This is a genomic window from Nocardia xishanensis NBRC 101358 (assembly GCF_001613365.1).
GTDB lineage: Bacteria > Actinomycetota > Actinomycetes > Mycobacteriales > Mycobacteriaceae > Nocardia > Nocardia xishanensis.
Window position 1 is genome coordinate 23,842 of sequence record NZ_BDCF01000007.1, and the last position, 16,177, is coordinate 40,018.

Annotated in this window: 10 protein-coding genes and 4 tRNA genes; 8 read left to right on the plus strand and 6 right to left on the minus strand. The window is 68.2% G+C overall.

Annotated elements, in window-relative coordinates:
* Positions 1 to 235 precede the first annotated feature (235 nt).
* Positions 236 to 2,758, minus strand: a complete 2,523-nt coding sequence (locus NX1_RS07740; RefSeq protein ID WP_084501202.1) for an LCP family protein — start codon at positions 2,756 to 2,758, stop codon at positions 236 to 238.
* Between the two features lie 251 nt (positions 2,759 to 3,009).
* On the minus strand, positions 3,010 to 4,152 hold the full coding sequence (gene dusB, locus NX1_RS07745) for a tRNA dihydrouridine synthase DusB (protein WP_157119589.1): 1,143 nt from the start codon (positions 4,150 to 4,152) through the stop codon (positions 3,010 to 3,012).
* 165 nt (positions 4,153 to 4,317) lie between these two features.
* Between dusB and NX1_RS07750 the strand changes: the two genes are divergently transcribed.
* Complete coding sequence (locus NX1_RS07750) at positions 4,318 to 4,965, plus strand: hypothetical protein (protein WP_068056081.1); 648 nt, start codon at positions 4,318 to 4,320, stop codon at positions 4,963 to 4,965.
* 96 nt (positions 4,966 to 5,061) lie between these two features.
* Here NX1_RS07750 and NX1_RS07755 read toward each other — a convergent pair whose 3' ends face one another.
* Both NX1_RS07755 and NX1_RS07765 read right to left on the minus strand, forming a co-directional pair.
* Positions 5,062 to 6,027, minus strand: coding sequence for an acyl-ACP desaturase (locus NX1_RS07755; protein WP_068056177.1), 966 nt, complete (start codon positions 6,025 to 6,027; stop codon positions 5,062 to 5,064).
* A gap of 933 nt (positions 6,028 to 6,960) precedes the next feature.
* A tRNA-Lys gene (locus NX1_RS07765) sits at positions 6,961 to 7,033 on the minus strand.
* A gap of 850 nt (positions 7,034 to 7,883) precedes the next feature.
* Here NX1_RS07765 and NX1_RS07770 point away from each other — a divergent pair.
* The 6 genes from NX1_RS07770 (at position 7,884) to NX1_RS07795 (ending at position 10,470) form a co-directional block, all read left to right on the plus strand.
* Positions 7,884 to 8,549: a TetR family transcriptional regulator gene (locus NX1_RS07770; protein WP_068056087.1), complete on the plus strand. Its 666-nt coding sequence runs from the start codon at positions 7,884 to 7,886 to the stop codon at positions 8,547 to 8,549.
* A 94-nt stretch (positions 8,550 to 8,643) separates the two neighbouring features.
* Positions 8,644 to 8,716 (plus strand) — tRNA-Glu (locus NX1_RS07775).
* Between the two features lie 29 nt (positions 8,717 to 8,745).
* Positions 8,746 to 8,819, plus strand: a tRNA-Asp gene (locus NX1_RS07780).
* 57 nt (positions 8,820 to 8,876) lie between these two features.
* Positions 8,877 to 8,953 (plus strand) — tRNA-Phe (locus NX1_RS07785).
* Positions 8,954 to 9,315: 362 nt separating this feature from the next.
* Entirely contained in the window at positions 9,316 to 9,498 is a 183-nt protein-coding gene (locus NX1_RS07790; protein WP_068056091.1) for a hypothetical protein, read from the plus strand.
* Between the two features lie 252 nt (positions 9,499 to 9,750).
* The gene (locus tag NX1_RS07795) at positions 9,751 to 10,470 is read left to right on the plus strand and encodes a polyprenol monophosphomannose synthase (protein WP_281216047.1); all 720 of its coding nucleotides are present in this window, start codon (positions 9,751 to 9,753) and stop codon (positions 10,468 to 10,470) included.
* A 71-nt stretch (positions 10,471 to 10,541) separates the two neighbouring features.
* On the opposite strand, the gene NX1_RS07800 is transcribed toward NX1_RS07795, so the two are convergent.
* Positions 10,542 to 12,065, minus strand: coding sequence for an HAD-IB family hydrolase (locus NX1_RS07800; RefSeq protein WP_084501204.1), 1,524 nt, complete (start codon positions 12,063 to 12,065; stop codon positions 10,542 to 10,544).
* Positions 12,062 to 14,509 carry a glycerol-3-phosphate 1-O-acyltransferase gene (locus NX1_RS07805; protein WP_068056097.1) on the minus strand — a complete coding sequence of 816 codons (2,448 nt, stop codon included), beginning with the start codon at positions 14,507 to 14,509 and terminating at the stop codon, positions 12,062 to 12,064. The genes NX1_RS07800 and NX1_RS07805 overlap by 4 nt, the downstream gene beginning before the upstream one ends.
* Before the next feature lie 267 nt (positions 14,510 to 14,776).
* Between NX1_RS07805 and nbtS the strand changes: the two genes are divergently transcribed.
* Entirely contained in the window at positions 14,777 to 16,090 is a 1,314-nt protein-coding gene (gene nbtS / locus NX1_RS07810; RefSeq protein ID WP_068056100.1) for a nocobactin biosynthesis salicylate synthase NbtS, read from the plus strand.
* Positions 16,091 to 16,177: the final 87 nt, after the last annotated feature.

Here is a 16,177-nt window from a genome sequence, read left to right on the forward strand (position 1 = left end):
ACTAGTTCCCGGTCCTGTCCAAGTCACCAACGGAGGGTGAATAGACCGGTGTAGGCGGTCTCCGCAGCTGAGGCCGGACGGACTCGCGGACGTCGTCGGCGAGGTTCACGTGGTCCGGCTCGGTGGCGGCATGACAGGTGTCACAACGCGAGGCCGACGACGAATCCGGCCCGATCACCGGTAGCGCGCATTCGGTTCGAACCGTGCTCGCGGAGCGCGGACGCGCGCCGGGTCGCTACTTGCACATTTCGTCGGCCGCGTTGACGTGCTCCAAGTCCGAGGGAAGTACGGTCGGCGTCGTGTCCGTCGAGGTGCTCGTCACGACGTTGGTGATCGCGTCACCGACCGGCGTCGGCGCCTTGACGGTCACACCGTTCACCGAGTCGACGCCGATGACGACCTCTACGATGCCGCCGAGATCGTCGGCGGCCTCGATCGTCGCGCCGGGGATCGAGGTGGCCACGGTGGCGGCCTCGGCCTCGAGACCCGCGGCGTAGCGGACCTTGGTCGTCTGCGAGGTGCCGTTGGCGTAGTTGCCGGTGTTGTAGATCGTGAAGCCTTGGTTGCCGAGCTTGGTGGCCGCCGTGCGCGCAAGGCCGTCGTGTCCCGAGCCGTTGGAGACCAGCAGGGAGACGGTGGACGGATCCACCGCGATGTGCTTCCCCGGCGTCGGTGCGGCCGGGGCGGGCGCAGGGGCGTCGTCCTGGGTGGTCGGCTTTTCGCCGGGCAGCGGCTGGTCGTCGCGGATCGCCTTGAAGATCGCCTTGATGTCGGATTCCCGGGGGATCTCGTTGCCGTAGGAGGTGGTGCCCGCAGTCGGGACGGTGATGAACGTGACAGTGCCCGCGTCGATCTTCTGCAGCGAGCGTCCCAGCATCAGCAGATCCTCGGTTTTGACGGCGTCGACCCAGGTGTGCTTGCGGAACGCCTCGACGAAACCGTTCAGCTTGCCCGGATCGAAGAGCACCTTGCTCGACAGCGCGCCGCGCAGCAGGGAAGCCAGGAAACGCTGCTGCCGGTTGATGCGGTCGTAGTCGCTGCGCTCCTCGCCGTAGACGTGCCTGGCGCGTACGTAGTTCAGCGCGGTCTCGCCGTTGACGCGCTGCTTGCCCGGCTGCTCGAGCACGGTGCCGAGTACGCCGTCGACGAGCGGCTTGGTCGCGCACACCTCGACGCCGCCGATTTGGTCGACCATCGACTCGAAACCGGCGAAGTCGATGCCGATGAAGTGATTGATCGACGCGCCCGTCAGGCGCTGGATCGTGGTGGTGAGGCACTTCGGGCCGCCGAGGGCGTAAACGGCATTGAGCTTGTCGCCCATGGCGGAGGGGAAGGTCTCGTTGGTGTAGGACTCCTTCTCGTTGTCCCACCCGTTGCACTTCGGCCTGGTCACGTCCAGGTCGCGAGGGAACGACACGACGACGACCCGGTTACGGGCCTTCGGGATGTGCACGAGCATGGTGGTGTCCGCTCGCGCCCCCTCTGCATCGTCCAGGGTGCCCGCGCCGAGTTGTCCGTTGGCGCCCGCGCGGGTGTCGGTGCCGACGAGCAGATAGTTCTCGTCGCCGAGCTGGGCGTTGGAATCGACGATGTCCTCTGAGTTCTCGTCGAGGGCCGAGACCTGGGTGAAGCCGTTCGTGGTCGATTGCAGGTAGCTCCAACCGCCGCCGGTGATCAGCAGCACCAGCACCGCGACCAGCGCGGCGGACACCCGGCCCGCGGTCTTGAGCCGCCGCTGTCGCCGCTGCTTCGAGGCGGCCAGCCGGGAAAGCGGCGGGCTGACGGACTTGGACGGGGCCGCGAGCTTGGACGCGGCGGACTTTGCCGCCGGTTTGGATGTCGCGGCGGACTCGGTCGTCGGCCACTTCGTGGTCGCCGGGTCGGGCGCCTCCGACTCGTCGAGCGGCGGCAGTATGTCGGTGACTTCTTCGGCGGGCTCGGCCGGTTCGGTGGCCCGGCGCGGCGGCGTGGCGGGCGTCGCGCCGGTGATGTCCTCCACGACGGCGGACGGGGCGCGACGAGCTGGCCGACCGGGCGCGGCCTGCGCCGCGGGTCGACGCTTCGGCTCCTCGGGTCGGGCACCCGGCGCGGGTTTCGCCGGGGTGGATTCCGGTGCGCGGCGCTGAGGCGCTTGCGCTGCGTTGCGCTGTGTGGCGTTCGGCGCGCCGCCCTGGGCGCCATCGGGCGCGCGCCCCTGGGTCGCTTCAGGCGCGCGACGCTGGGTGCTTTCGGGCGCGCGGCGCTGAGTTGTTTCGGGTGCCTGGCGCTGAGCACTTTCAGGTGCACGTCGCTGAGCGGTTTCCGGCGCACCGCGCTGGGCGGTTTCGGGTGCGCGGCGCTGAGCGGCTTCGGGCGCAGCGCGCCGGGCGCCTTCCGGCGCCCGCTGGGTGCCTTCCGGCACGCCGCGCTGCGGACCCTTCGGCGCACCGCGTTGGGGGCCTTCTGGCGCGCGGCGTTGCTGCGGAGCGGGTCCATCGGGTGCGCGTCGCGGCGCGGTGGGATCGGCGGGGCGTGCGGGCGCGACGGCGCCCGGTGCGGTCTCCGCGCGACGCCTGCGACCGGTGCGCTCGTTGTCGACCTTCTCGACCAGATCCTGAACTGTCAGCGGCGCGGAGCCCGCGTCGGCCCCGCCATCCGTGTGCCTGGAGCGCCGGGACGCCCGTGCGCCGTCTCGTTCGGGGTTCTCCGCCGTGGGATAGCGCTCCCACGGGGCGCGACCTCCGGGCCCTGGCGCACGCCCGTGCCGATCGTCACCCACCAACGAACCTCGCTTTTCGTCTTTGCTGCCGCCGGCGCCGAGCTCGAACCAGCATGACCGATTTCGCCAATGATAACGATTCCGCCACGGCGGGCCAGCCCGGAGAGAGATCGAATACGCCGCAAAGCCGTTTGCAATTCGCTGTTGTTCGGTAACCGGATGGTAGCGAAACCTGTGTCAAAACAGCCGGTACCAGGGAGGTTTCGGCGCGTGTCGGTTTGCCCGTCACCGCGGTGGTGGTTCCCGCTTGCTCAGCCTCCGCTGTGCATGACATCGGCCGCCGTCGGTACCGCGGGATCGTCCGGGTCGTCGAGCCAGCCGTGCGGCAGCGCGACCTTGCCGGGCGAACCCTGCCGCCCGCGCGGTCCCTCGGCGTCCTTCGGGAACGGAGCGGACGGATCGAGCTTGCCGATCAAATCGCCCAATTCGGTGAGACTGGACACGGTGGCGAAGGCGCGGCGCAGATCCGCGCCGACCGGGAAGCCCATCAGGTACCAGGCCATGTGCTTGCGCAGATCGCGCATGGCCTTCTCTTCGCCGAGATGGTCGGACAGCAGGGCGCCGTGCCGGTGCAGCACCTCGCCGACCCGGCCTAGGTTCGGCGCCTCGGGCAGTTCCTGACCGCGCAACGCCGCCTGCAGTTCGCCGAACAACCACGGCCTGCCGAGGCAGCCGCGACCGACGACAACGCCGTCGCATCCGGTCTCCGCCATCATGCGGACCGCGTCGTCGGCGGAGAAGATGTCGCCGTTGCCGAGCACCGGGATGGTGGTCACCGCCTCCTTCAGCCGGGCGATGGCCGACCAGTCCGCCTGGCCGGAGTAGCGCTGGGCGGCGGTGCGCGCGTGCAGCGCGACGGCCTTGGCGCCCTCCGCCTCGGCGATGCGGCCCGCGTCCAGGTAGGTCAGGTGCTCGTCGTCGATGCCGATGCGGAACTTGACCGTAACCGGGACGCCCGCGGGCTCGGCCGCGCCGACCATCGCGCGCACGATCCGGCTGAACAGCGCCCGCTTGTAGGGCAGGGCCGCGCCGCCGCCGAGACGGGTCACCTTCGGCACCGGGCAGCCCAGATTGAGGTCGATGTGATCGGCCCAGCCTTCGCCGACGATGATGCGCACGGCCTCGCCGAGCGTGGCCGGGTCGACACCGTAGAGCTGCATCGAGCGCGGGTGCTCGTCCTCGTCGAAGGACATCATGTGCAGCGTCTTCTCGTTGCGCTCCACCACAGCGCGCGCGGTGATCATCTCGCACACGTAGATGGAGGTGGAGCTGCCGAACTCGCGGCACAGCTTGCGGAAGGCCAGGTTGGTGATGCCCGCCATCGGCGCGAGCACCACCGGCGGATCGACCGGATACGGCCCGATCCGCAGCGTGGCCGGCGCCTCGGTAGTCATCGTCACGCGTTCCAGTGTCTCATCAGGGGCTGCTCGACCCGGCGGCGCCGTGGCGTGACGTGCGCTGATTCACTCGAGACCGCGCGCGCACCTCACCGCTGTCCGATGCGCTCGACGGCTTAGTCTGGGACAGTCAGCTGTATCCACACGACATCGGAGAATCCATTGCCAGCCGAGGACATCGAACCGGGCACGCCCGGCGAGGACAAGGCCGCCGCCGCGGAACAGCGTGAGAACACGTCGGACGTGCGCCTAGACAAGAAGGACGATCCAGCGCCCGCTCCCAAGTCCGGCGCGACAGTCTCCATTCCGGTGTCGTCGATGCTATGGGGCGCGGCCGTCGGCGTACTCGGCGTGCTGACCGTGCTGTTCGCGGTCCTGTGGTGGTCGACCAAGAGCGATCTCGACGAACGCGATCAGCGCGCCGCCGACGACCGCCGCGCCGAACAGGTCGCCACCGATTACGCGGTCGGCGCCGCGACCGTCAATTATCAGGACATCAATGCGTGGGTCGGCAAGCTGAAGGCCAACACCACTCCGCAGCTGGCGAACAAATTCGACGCGACGGCGCCCAAGCTGGAACAGATTCTGGTTCCGCTGAAGTGGACGTCGACCGCGTCGCCCATTTCCGCCAAGGTCGTTTCCGAGGACAACGGCGTCTACAAGGTGAATGTCTTCGTGAACGTCAGCTCGACGAATGCGCAGAGCCCGGAAGGCGCGCAAACGACGGTCACCTACAACGTCACCGTGGACGAGAACGGCTGGAAGATCACCGATGTCGGTGGAACCGACGGCGCATTGCCGTTGCGCTGAATGCCACCGAACCGAATGCCACCGAACGAATAGCCCGACAAAGCGCGCCGCCGCCGGAATGATTCCGGCGGCGGCGCTTTGCTTTTCGGCCCGTGATCAGATCGCGGCGGTGCCCGCGAGTTCGCGCTTCTTGGCTTCGCGGGCGAGCATGCGGTCGCGCTGCTCTTCGAACTTGTCGACGTCCTTGCTCAGCTTTTCCAGGAAGTTGCCGAGCCGCTCGCGCACTTCCTCGCCACGGGCGGTGAAATCGTCGCGCTCGAAGATGTTCCACTTCTTCAGCACCGGCTGCACCACCTCTTCGAGATGCTGGCGCAGGTCGTAGATGCCGTGCTTGGCCATCAGCACGCCGTTGCGGCGGAAGTTGGGCATGCCGGCGCCGGGCATCTGGAAGTTTTCCAGAATCAGCGTGATGGCCTCGATGGCTTGGTCGGGAGCCAGGTCGAGGGCGGCGCCGCACATGTTGCGGTAGAAGATCATGTGCAGGTTCTCGTCGGCGGCGACGCGCTGCAGCATGCGGTCGGCGATCGGGTCGTCGCAGACCTTGCCGGTGTTGCGGTGCGAAACGCGGGTGGCGAGTTCCTGGAAGGTCACGTAGGCCACCGAGTGCAGGAAGCCCGCGTCGGCCTCGGTGGGGGAGGCGAATCCGTTGGTCATGTGGACCATGCGGGCCTCTTCGAGGGCAACGGGATCCACGCCGCGGGTGACCACTAGGTAGTCACGCATGACGATGCCGTGCCGGTTCTCCTCGGCGGTCCAGCGGCCGACCCAGGTACCCCATGCGCCGTCCTGCGAGAAGTTCTCGGCGATCTCGCGATGGTAGGAGGGGAGGTTGTCCTCGGTGAGCAGGTTGGTGATCATGGCCGCCTTGGCGACCTCGCTCAGTCGAGACTGCTCAGGGTCCCAATCGATACCCCCGAGTGCGGCGAAGTTGCGGCCCTCGTCCCACGGGACGTAGTCGTGCGGATGCCATTCCTTTGCCATGGAGAGGTGCCGGTTGACGTTTTGTTCGGCAACCGGCTCCAACTCCGTGAGCAGCTCGAGTTGAGTCAGATCCCTTGCCATGTAATAGCCCTTCATTGAGTGCGTGCACGCTTGCAGGTCGTCCCCCCGGGTAGACCGTGCTGATGCGGCCATACCTTACGGCACCGTAGGTGTGATGCGAAACGCATACAGCTGGGAATCGGCGCCCGGTGATGCACTTCATACGTCGTCATCGACGCTCGGCGCACCCTCCGAGTGTAAGCCGCTTCGAGCTTTGCGTCCGGTGACAGAAGGCACGTCCGCTCGCAGCGACTTGTCTATCGGCGCGGGCCCGCCGGTGTTAGCTCGCTCGGGCCGGAAACCTCGCACGCCGCTCGCCACCGCCCATCGAGCAGCTGGCCGTGCACGCTGCCAGATCCGTCGCCTGCGTCTTTGACCAGCGCCTTTCCAGTCGCATGCCGCCAAGCTGTCCGCTGCCGCCGAACAGGTCCGCCGGGGTGTTGCCGATCGCGCGATGCCCGATGAGAGACTTTCGCTTCCGCTCCGCGCACCTCCTTCCAACGCCATCCGCGACGCTCGGGCCGCGCTCGATCAGCGGCCTCTCCGATCGCGGCGCCGCTGTCGTCGGCCGCCGAAACGGTCCGCCGAGGATGCTGTCTGTCGCGATGCTGCCCGACAGCAAACTTTGTGCTCCGGAACAAGCGTGTCTGCGCCGCCATCCGACTCCTCGGCCCAAGAACGCCAATGGGATCGGGTGGAGGCGGGCAGTCGAACCGCCTTGGCGATCGGGTCCGCAATCGTGCCGATCGGAGTCGGCGCTCGCTGCGGATCGGGCATTTCGCCGCAGGCCACCCTGTGGGTCGCTCGGACCGCGATGGCCTCGCCACGCCGAACTCGCGACGATCCCGGCAACGCGAATGCCGCAGCGAATTAGTCGAAAGAACCCATCCGGCACCGCGGGTACCCCAGAAACGCCGCAGGCGCCCGGAACGGGTCCGGGCGCCTGCGGCGGTGTGCCCCCAGTAGGGCTCGAACCTACGACCTGCGGATTAAAAGTCCGTAGCTCTACCAACTGAGCTATAGGGGCGCGAAGGGCAAGTGTAGTGCGCGGTGTCCGTTTCCCCCAAGCCGGGCGGCGCCGAGTCGCGATGGGCGAGGTTCGGCGGGTGGCGGATGTGCGCGCGGCGCGGTTCGACGTGGGTGCGCGGGTGGGGTAACAAGGGACGCGGGCGACGTGGTGGTGCCGGTAAACAGTTGGCACCCAGCTTTGTTCATTCCTCCGGGAACTGGATATCATCCAATCATGTTGGCTTCCAGGGACTTTGGAATTGCAGAGGGTGGGAGACCGAAGCTCGGGGGAGCGCGCGGGCGGCGCGGGCGATGGTCGCGTGGAGGGCGGGCTGCCGTCGAGCCTGCCGGCCGGCTCGGGTGAACGGTGCTGGCACGCTGGTGAATTCGGAAATCCGGCGAGAGGCCGATTCTGATTGCGTGATGTTTGCTGTAACAGATATCCGAACTCGGCGGCTACCTGACTCTTCGGTTTGCCGCGTGTCGCAACGCGATTCCGGGTACGGTGACGCCTTGGTGAATTCCGGAAGAATCGCCGCCACACCCGGCGAACTGGAATTCGGCTTATCGTTGTTGTGCCCGAACGTGTCGCGACCGGTACGGCCGATCGTGGCGAACAAGGAGTCGATGCCGCAGGAGGCTGATCCAAGACGATGTTTGCCCGGGTGCGCACCCCCTGCGGCGCACCCGGGCAGGCAAACTATACCAGCTGGTGTGTTTCAGGTTTTTCGCAAGTTTTCGTACCGAAAGTTTGAAACTGGGCGAAAACCCGGTTTGAAGTATTGATAAAACTCATAACTTCGCGCCAAGGGTTCGTTCCTATGGGGGGCACCGATTGGCGGCGAGTAGGCTTCGGAGGCGTTTCGAGCATGGCACGGCAGCAAGAGCGGGCCCGCCGGACACGTGCGGCGATTATCAGGTCCGCCGCCGTTGAGTTCGGGAAGAGCGGCTATGCCGCTGCATCGCTCAACCGCATATTGGAAGGTTCACGCGCGACCAAGGGGGCGATGTACTTCCATTTCGATTCCAAGGAAGATCTGGCCCGCGCGGTACTGGAAACGGCGATGGAGCGGTACCGGTCCTCGGCCGAACGCTGGCTCGCCAGAACCGATCTCGGTCCGCTGGACACCCTGCACGGGATGATCGACGAGATGGCGTTGCGGCTCGAGCACGACATCATCGTGCAGGCCGAGTACCGCTTGATCATCGAGCCGGACTTCTACCGCGACGTGAAATCCGGCGGCGGTCGCATCCTCGGCCGCGCGACCAGGGTGCTCGCCGTGCGCGCCATCGAACACGGGCAGCTGCGCGCCGACGCCGATCCGGACCGGTTCACCAGGACGCTGGCCGCGGCCCTCGCGGGCCAGCGTTACATGGTCGACCTCATGGGGGGCGCGGCCGATCTGCGCTCGCGCTTCCAGGAGGCGCTGGAGGTGGTGGTCGACGCGATGGCCACCCCGGAGTGGGGCGCCGCGTTCCGCGTCGACGGCTGGCGGGCGTCTGCACGGCTGGAAGAGCTCGGTCTGGGCCTCTGACCAGCAGATTTGGGAATCACGCCGATACTGTCATAAGCTATGCGAGCTCCCAACGGACAGCCGTTGAAAGCCGGTCCGGAGGAATCCGGGACGAGCCCCCTTCGTCTAGCGGCCTAGGACGCCGCCCTTTCAAGGCGGTAGCGCGGGTTCGAATCCCGTAGGGGGTACGGTCTTCGGATCGTTGGAAGCAGAGCAAGGCCCTGTGGCGCAGTTGGTTAGCGCGCCGCCCTGTCACGGCGGAGGTCGCGGGTTCGAGTCCCGTCAGGGTCGCAAGTCAGCGCCGGAGCAATCCGGCGCTTCGCGTTGGCATTCGGAACGGGTGCCTGCGGCCAGGTAGCTCAGTTGGTACGAGCGTCCGCCTGAAAAGCGGAAGGTCGCCGGTTCGATCCCGGCCCTGGCCACCACAATCCCCTCGCCGGTCCGGTGGGGGGATTTTTCGTTTCACGCATCGCCTGGGATGGCGCATACGGCTACTGGCCGGAGTGTGACAGGAGTCTCCTCGGCACCCGTCGTCGTCCGTAATGTCTGGCGCGTGTGGAGCATCGCCGTCTTGGCCGTCGTCAGCTGTATCGTCATCGCCTTCGGCTTCGGCGTTGGCCTACCGAAGGATTGAGTCCGGGCCACCGGCGGCCGGCTCGCCGGACGTCATGAAGGGACCGCCCGGGTGTCTCGTGAAGTTCTGGTGGTCGCCTCCTCGTTCGAGCCCGATCCCCTCCACTCGGCGAAACGCGAACCGGGTGGTCGGGCGAAATGGGATGCTGGGGGCATGGCTGAACGGTGGTACTACTGCTTGAAGCACCAGCGTGCCGAGAAGGGGCGCCAGTGCTGGTTCCGGGACCGGATCGGCCCGTATCCGGACCAGGCCACGGCCGAACGCGCGCTGGAAATCGTGCGTGCGCGAAACGCGCGCGAGGACGCGCGCGACCGATCCTGGCGCGAAGGCGACTGACACCCCTCCTGCGCGACAACCGATTTCGTTCGCGAAGCCGGGCGAACCCGCCCGTGCCCGCGCCGTCGCCGCAGGTCCGCGACTTGATCTTGGTCCGGGCCGCGGCGCGCGATGCCCTGCCTCCCGCATGCGGCCGCTCAGGTGTCCATCAGGTCGATCGAGTACGGTTTCTCAGAATCTTCAGTATCCAATGAGTGCTCGGCGGTCCGGCGTGGGCTGCTGGCTGGACCAGGTGAGCAGGGAGGGCGACCCTTGAGGGTTACCGTTGTTGTGCCGACCTACAACGAGCGGGAGAATCTGCCGGTTGCGGTGGAGCGGCTGACGGCGCTGCCGGTACCCGACCTGCACGTCCTCGTCGTCGACGACAATTCGCCGGACGGCACCGGGGAGGTCGCCGACAAACTGGCCGCCGAACTGCCCAACATCGTCGGCGTGCTGCACCGCACCGAGAAGGACGGCCTCGGTCGCGCCTATGTCGCGGGCATCACTCGCGCGCTGGACGAGGGCGCCGACGTGGTGATCCAGATGGACGCCGACCTCTCGCACCCGGCCGAGGTGATTCCGGCCATGCTGGAGAAGCTGCGCGACACCGACGCGGGTGTCGTGCTCGGCTCCCGGTACGTTCCCGGCGGCTCCACCGCCGAGGAGTGGAAGTGGTACCGCAAGGCGCTCTCGGCCTGGGCCAACTTCTACGTGAACCTGATCCTGCGCCTCGGCGTGAAGGACGCCACCGCGGGCTTCAAGGCCTGGCAGGCCGACACGTTGCGCGCCATCGACGTGGCCTCGATCCGCAGCAACGGCTACTCGTTCCAGGTCGAGATGAACTACCGCACGGTCAAGCGGGGCATCTCGATCGCCGAGGTGCCGATCCGGTTCGAGGAGCGCACCAAGGGCGCCTCGAAGATGAGCCTGAAGGTGCAGCTGGAATCGGCGCTGATGCCGTGGAAGCTGCTGTTCGGCCGCTCGGTCTGACCACACGACTCGAATAGACGTCAGGGCCCCGCATCCGGACGGACGCGGGGCTCTGACGCGTTCGGGGGAAGTCAGCGCGTGGCTTCGGATGGCACGTCGTCCGGCCAGTTCAGCAGCGTCTCGAGATACAGCTGCCGCACCGACTCGACCTGCTCGTTCATCGCCTCGGTGTCCCAGTCGCGTACGTCGATGGGGGCGAGAACCGCGACGTCCACCGTGCCGCGGCGCGCGATCATCGAATTGCGCCAGGAAATTTCGCCCGCGTTGCGGATCACCACCGGGATAACCGGTACGCCCGCCTGGTGGGCGATGTGGAAGGCGCCCTTCTTGAACGGCCCGACTTCCGGCGTGTACGAACGGGTTCCCTCGGGCGAGACGGCGATCGACAGCCCGCCGCGCAGCGTCTCGACCACGGGAGCCAAAGCCGCCTTGGCGCGGCTGGTGTCGGAACGGTCGATGAAGGTCACGCCGACGAAGCGCATCAGCGGGCCGAAGAGCGGGTTGCGGGTCAGCTCCTTCTTGCCGATGCCGGTGACCCCGCCGCCGAGCACCTTCGGCACGATGATCACGTCGAACTGGCTCTGATGGTTGAAGAGGAACACGGCGGGGCGTGGTGTCCGCGCGTGCTCCGCGCCGGTGACCCGGATGCGCACGCCGATCGCCCGCAGCGTCGCGCCGGTGCCGTAGGCGAGCACTGCGTCGGCCATCTTCCTGCGCTGCCCGGTGTACGCCTTGGCCAGCACACCGAACAGCGCGCCGCCGATCAACGCGGCGAAACCGGTGATCGTGCGCAGGTAGTCCAGTGGCCTCGGCGCTTGGCGGGGCCGGAAGGCCAGCGACGGCCAAGCGTTGCCGGTCGCCATCGCGGCGAGTTTGCGTTCGGGGTTCACCGCGACGGGATGGCCGACCAGCGCGAGCAGCGGCGCGTCGGCGACCCCGTCCGAGTAGGCGTAGCTGCGGCTCAGATCGATGCCGTTGGCCATTGCGAACGAGCGCACCGCGTCGGCTTTGCCGTGCCGCCACAGCGTTCTGCCCTCGGCGTAGCCGGTGAGCACGCCGTCGCTGGTGGCCATCTCGGTGCAGAGCACGTGCGCGACGCCGAGCGCCGCGGCGGCGGGCGCCACCTGGAACCGCGTCAGCGAACTGGTCAGCACCACGGTGTGCCCGGCCGCCTCGTGCGTCCGGATCAGTTGCCACGCCTCGGGAAACAGGTGGCCGTAGATGGCCTTGCGGAACAGTCGCTCGCCGAGTTCGTCGAGTTCGTCCTCGGTCCGTCCGGCCAGCGCGTGCGAGGCATTCTGGAGGAAGCGGCTGTACTCGCCGTCGGTGAGCCCGTTACGGATGCTGCCGAGCAGCGTCGCGGAAAGTCCTCCTGAGCCGCGGCCACGCCGCGCCATGGGAGAGAGCGCCCTGCGGTACAGCGGCGGCCGGGCGAAACCGTCGACGACCGCGCCGCCGAAGTCGAAGACCGCGGCGATCTGCGGACCCTGCGGCCCGGATCGAATGGCGGACAGCAGCGACGGTAGATCGGCGGGCGAATCGGTATGTCCGCCTTCGATATCGGCGGACTTGCGCGGTGCGGCGGCCTGGCTCATCGCGTCGCCCCCGGAATATTGGACGGGTCGAGCGCCGCGGCCTGCGCGATCCGCGCCCCGATATCGCGCAGGCGCTCGGCGAATTCGGCGCGGCGCGCGGTCGCTTCCGCGCGGTCCTTGGCCGAGGTGCCTGCCACCGGAGTGAGCAGCCCGTGGTTGGCGGCCAATTTCAACGCGCTGCCGAACAGTTCGGTGGACACCGATTCCGGGCTGTGCAGCCGCTGCTGGAGCAGCATCTGCTTACCCACCGACACGCATTCGTCGAGGAATTCCTTACGGTCGATGGTGACGCCGGGGTCCCGCGCGGCCAGCCGCTCGGCGACGACCAGTTGCGCGTCGAAGAACGAGCGAAGCACCCGGTGGGCCATCACGAATCCGGACGCGGTCAGCTTCGCCAGAATGTCGGTGCCGAGCGTGTCCCTGCGGCTGCGTGAGTTCCAATCCGGGTCGATGAGCAGCACTTCGGCGGTGATCTGGGCGGTGAATTCCGCGCGGTCGGGGAAGAAGAACTCGAACTTCAGCAGATCGCGCAGCCGGAAGGCCTCGTCCCAGCCGGTGCTGAGCTGGTCGGGCGCACCCGAATCCACCGCGGCCAGGATGGACAGCTCCAGGATCGCCCGGTTCACGAACCAGTGCACGGCGCTGTTGCGGTAGAAGGCCGCCTCCAGGTGCGCGCCGCTCTCGATCGAATACACCGGCTCCAGGCCGCCGCGATAGACGGTGACCACCTTGGCGAGCGAAAGCTGTTCCAGCACGACGGCCAAGCTCTGCTCATCGCGCAACGCGTCGAGTTCGCCGCTCGGCAGCCCGCGCTTCTCGATATAGCCGAGCACCGGCGCGAGCAGGGCACGCACCTCGCCGAGGGTCAGCGCGCGCTCGTCGACGCCGAGCAGGGCCAGCGTGGCCAACGCGTTGACGGTGATCGGGGTGACCCTGTTGATCCCGACGGCGATCTCGAAGGCGAGGCGTTGCACGGCCTTTCGCTCCCGCTCGACGGTCTCCGGATCGGTATCGACGATCGGCTCGGCGGCGCTGTCGGTGTGGTGCAGGGGAATCGAGACGCGCGGCGGGGTGAGCGGGTCGCCGTGCGCGGCCAGCCGGTCGCGCGCCGAGAGCGGCGCGCCGAAGCGCACGTAGACGTGGCCCGCCGAGTGCTGCTGGCTCCGGATGTAGCGGGCCATCCAGGTCAGCCCCTCGGGCTTCTTGGTGCCGCCCGACTGTTCGGTGGCGATGGCGCCGAGCTCGTTGAGTCGCTCGTAGGTGATCGAGACCGGCACCAGCATCACGTCGTCGACGCGGTCGGCGCGCACCGCCGCGGCGAGGTAGTTGAGCAGGCCGTAGCGCGGCGGGCGCAGCTTGCCGGTGCGGGTGCGGCCGCCCTCGAAGTACCACTCCAGGTTGAAGCGCTTGGCAACCAGGTAGGCGAAGTACTCGCCGACGACGGCCTTGTAGATCTCGTCGTCGCCGAAGCTGCGCCGGATGAACACGGTGCCGGTGCGCCGCGCGATCGGACCGAGCGGCCAGAAACGCAGGTTGGCGCCGCCGATCACATGAGTGGGCGGAAAGTCATTGCGGGCCAGCACGTCGCCGAGGACGAACGCGTCCACGTAGGAGCGGTGCGAGGGCAGGAAGACCAGCGGATAGCGGCGATTGAGCGCGCGCAGCGCGGCCAGCCCGGACTCGTCGGTGTCGACCTTCCACGTCGAGGCGTGCACCGGGCGCATGGCCTGGGTGAACAGATCCGAGAGCAGCCTGCTCTGCGCGGCGACCAGTTCGTTGAGCGCCTTCTCCGCCCGGCGGTACACCTCCTGCGGATCGGCGCCGATCTGGTCGGCGATCAGCTCTAGCTTGCGCAGGAAGTCGGGGGAGTCCAGGATCTCCTCGGCCACCAGCCTCGGCACCTTGTAGCGGTCGCCGATGATGGAGCGCTCCGCGCGCTCGAGTGCGACGACCGCGGCGCGCAGAATGGCGCGGGCGAACGGTTCGGTCGTTCCGGCCGCGTGCAGTGCCGCGGCCTCGGGGTTGTTGGCGCGCAGCTCGCTCAGCAGCGCGGGCTGCCCGGTCAGAATGACGTAGCGGTCCGGCGATTCACGCACCAGCTTGCGCTGGGCGAGGCGGTGCGGTTTGCGGGGATTGGTGAGCATCGCCAGATCGGCGAAGGTCATCCGGCGCACGCCGTCGCGCTCCGGCGGCAGCCACAGCACCCGGATCGGCACCACCAGCGGATCGTCGCGCCGCCCGACCAGCCTGCCCGCGATCGCTCCCGCGTCCATGTCCAGCTGGGTGATCGGCGCGTCGGTGCCGATCTCCTTGGCGATGCCGCCGTCGCCGAGCCAGGCGCCGACCAGTTTGCGCTCGACCCCGGAGGTGGCTTCCACCAGTGCCACCACCGAGCGGGGCGCGGTAGCTGACTTCGTCGGCGAGCCGCCGCGGTGCTCGATCATCGATGTTCTTCCCTCCGCAGGTGACGCTTACTTCATTCAAGCCTTTCGCGTCGCCGCGCGCAGGCACTCCGCGCGGCGAGTTCGATTGGGTTTGTCGAAGAGGGGCGCCGGCCGATGCGGCCGAACGGGCGCCGAGGTGGGACAACCGATGTCGCCCTTGGGGTTTGCCGGGGCGAGCGCTGGGTGGTCGCGGGCACACCTGCGCGCCAGCGAGGTAATGCTAACCTTACCTCTCGAAGTTAGGTCAGGGTAACCTTTGGAGGATCGTTGTCGACCACGGACGAGCGCTTGCGCGTCGAGTATGTGACCGATCCGGCGGCAGCGATGTCCCGGCTCGCGGCGGCGGATCGGTTCGGCGAGTACGTGATGTACGAGCGTCCGGGCGAGTGGGTGTTCGCGGCAGACCCGATCGGCAGCATCGAACTCGACGCTCGCGAATTGCGCGTCACCTGGGCGGGAAAGACCACCACCAGCGGCTGGGAGGGTTCGCCCGCGCGGGCATTGGACGAGGCGCTCGGCCTGCTGCCGCTGGACGGCCGCCGGGCATACGGCTGGATCGGATTCGAGTTCTGCGCGTGGGCGCTGGACGCGACGGCGCACCTCGACGAGCGAACCTCCCTGGCGCACCTGATGATTCCGCGCATCGAGGTCCGGGTGGACGAGTCCGGCGTGCGGGTCTCCGGCGCGACGCCCACCGAGACCGGCGACATCCACGACCTGATCGCCGACGCGCAGGGCAGCGAACTGCCGCGGCCGCACCCCACCGACATCAGGGTCGACCCGACCGGCTACCGCGACCGGGTAGCCGAGGCGGTCGGCGAAATCCGTTCGGGCCGTTATCAGAAGGTCATCCTGTCCAGGAAGGTCGACCTGCCGTTCCCAGTCGACGTGCCCGCCACCTACCGGCTCGGCCGCGCGAACAACACTCCCGCCCGCTCCTTCCTGCTGCGGCTCGGCGGTCTGGAGGCCGCGGGCTTCAGCCCGGAGCTGGTCGCCTCCGTCGACGACGATCGGGTGGTCACCACCGAGCCGCTCGCGGGCACCCGCGCCTTCGGCCACGGCGAGGAGGTCGACATGGCGGCCCGCGCCGACCTGGTCAGCGATCCGAAAGAGATCGTGGAGCACGCCATCTCGGTGCAGACCTCGTTCGCCGAGATCAGCGCTGTCGCCGATCCGGGCACCCCGGCGGTCTCCGATTTCATGGCGGTGCGCGAGCGCGGCAGCGTGCAGCACCTTGCCTCCACTGTGCGCGGCAGGCTGGCGGCCGACCGGTCCAGCTGGGACGCGCTCGAGGTGCTCTTCCCGTCCGTCACCGCGTCCGGCATTCCCAAGCGCGAAGGCGTCGACTCGGTGTTCCGTCTCGACGGCGCGCCGCGCGGCCTGTATTCCGGTGCGGTGGTGACCATCTCGCCGACCGGTGCGATGGAGGCCACCCTGGTGCTGCGCGCGGTCTACCAGACCACCGAAGGCGCCTGGCTGCGCGCGGGCGCGGGCATCGTCGGACAGTCCCGTCCCGAGCGGGAGTTCGAGGAGACCTGCGAAAAGCTCGGCAGCGTCGCCCCGTACGTGGTCAAGGCATAGGCCGGAGCCGAACGGCGCGCGGGCCGCCCACCGGTCGGTGGGCGGCCCTTCGGCGTATGCGGCGGTGCTGGAAGGAGTTACGACCGG

Excerpts from the sequence above, each read along its gene's own strand:
- NX1_RS07755 (WP_068056177.1), bottom strand. The coding sequence starts at position 6,027 with ATGGCAAGGGATCTGACTCAACTCGAGCTGCTCACGGAGTTGGAGCCG.
- dusB (WP_157119589.1), bottom strand. The coding sequence starts at position 4,152 with ATGACTACCGAGGCGCCGGCCACGCTGCGGATCGGGCCGTATCCGGTC.
- NX1_RS07790 (WP_068056091.1), top strand. The coding sequence starts at position 9,316 with ATGGCTGAACGGTGGTACTACTGCTTGAAGCACCAGCGTGCCGAGAAG.
- NX1_RS07770 (WP_068056087.1), top strand. The coding sequence starts at position 7,884 with ATGGCACGGCAGCAAGAGCGGGCCCGCCGGACACGTGCGGCGATTATC.
- NX1_RS07805 (WP_068056097.1), bottom strand. The coding sequence starts at position 14,509 with ATGATCGAGCACCGCGGCGGCTCGCCGACGAAGTCAGCTACCGCGCCC.
- NX1_RS07800 (WP_084501204.1), bottom strand. The coding sequence starts at position 12,065 with ATGAGCCAGGCCGCCGCACCGCGCAAGTCCGCCGATATCGAAGGCGGA.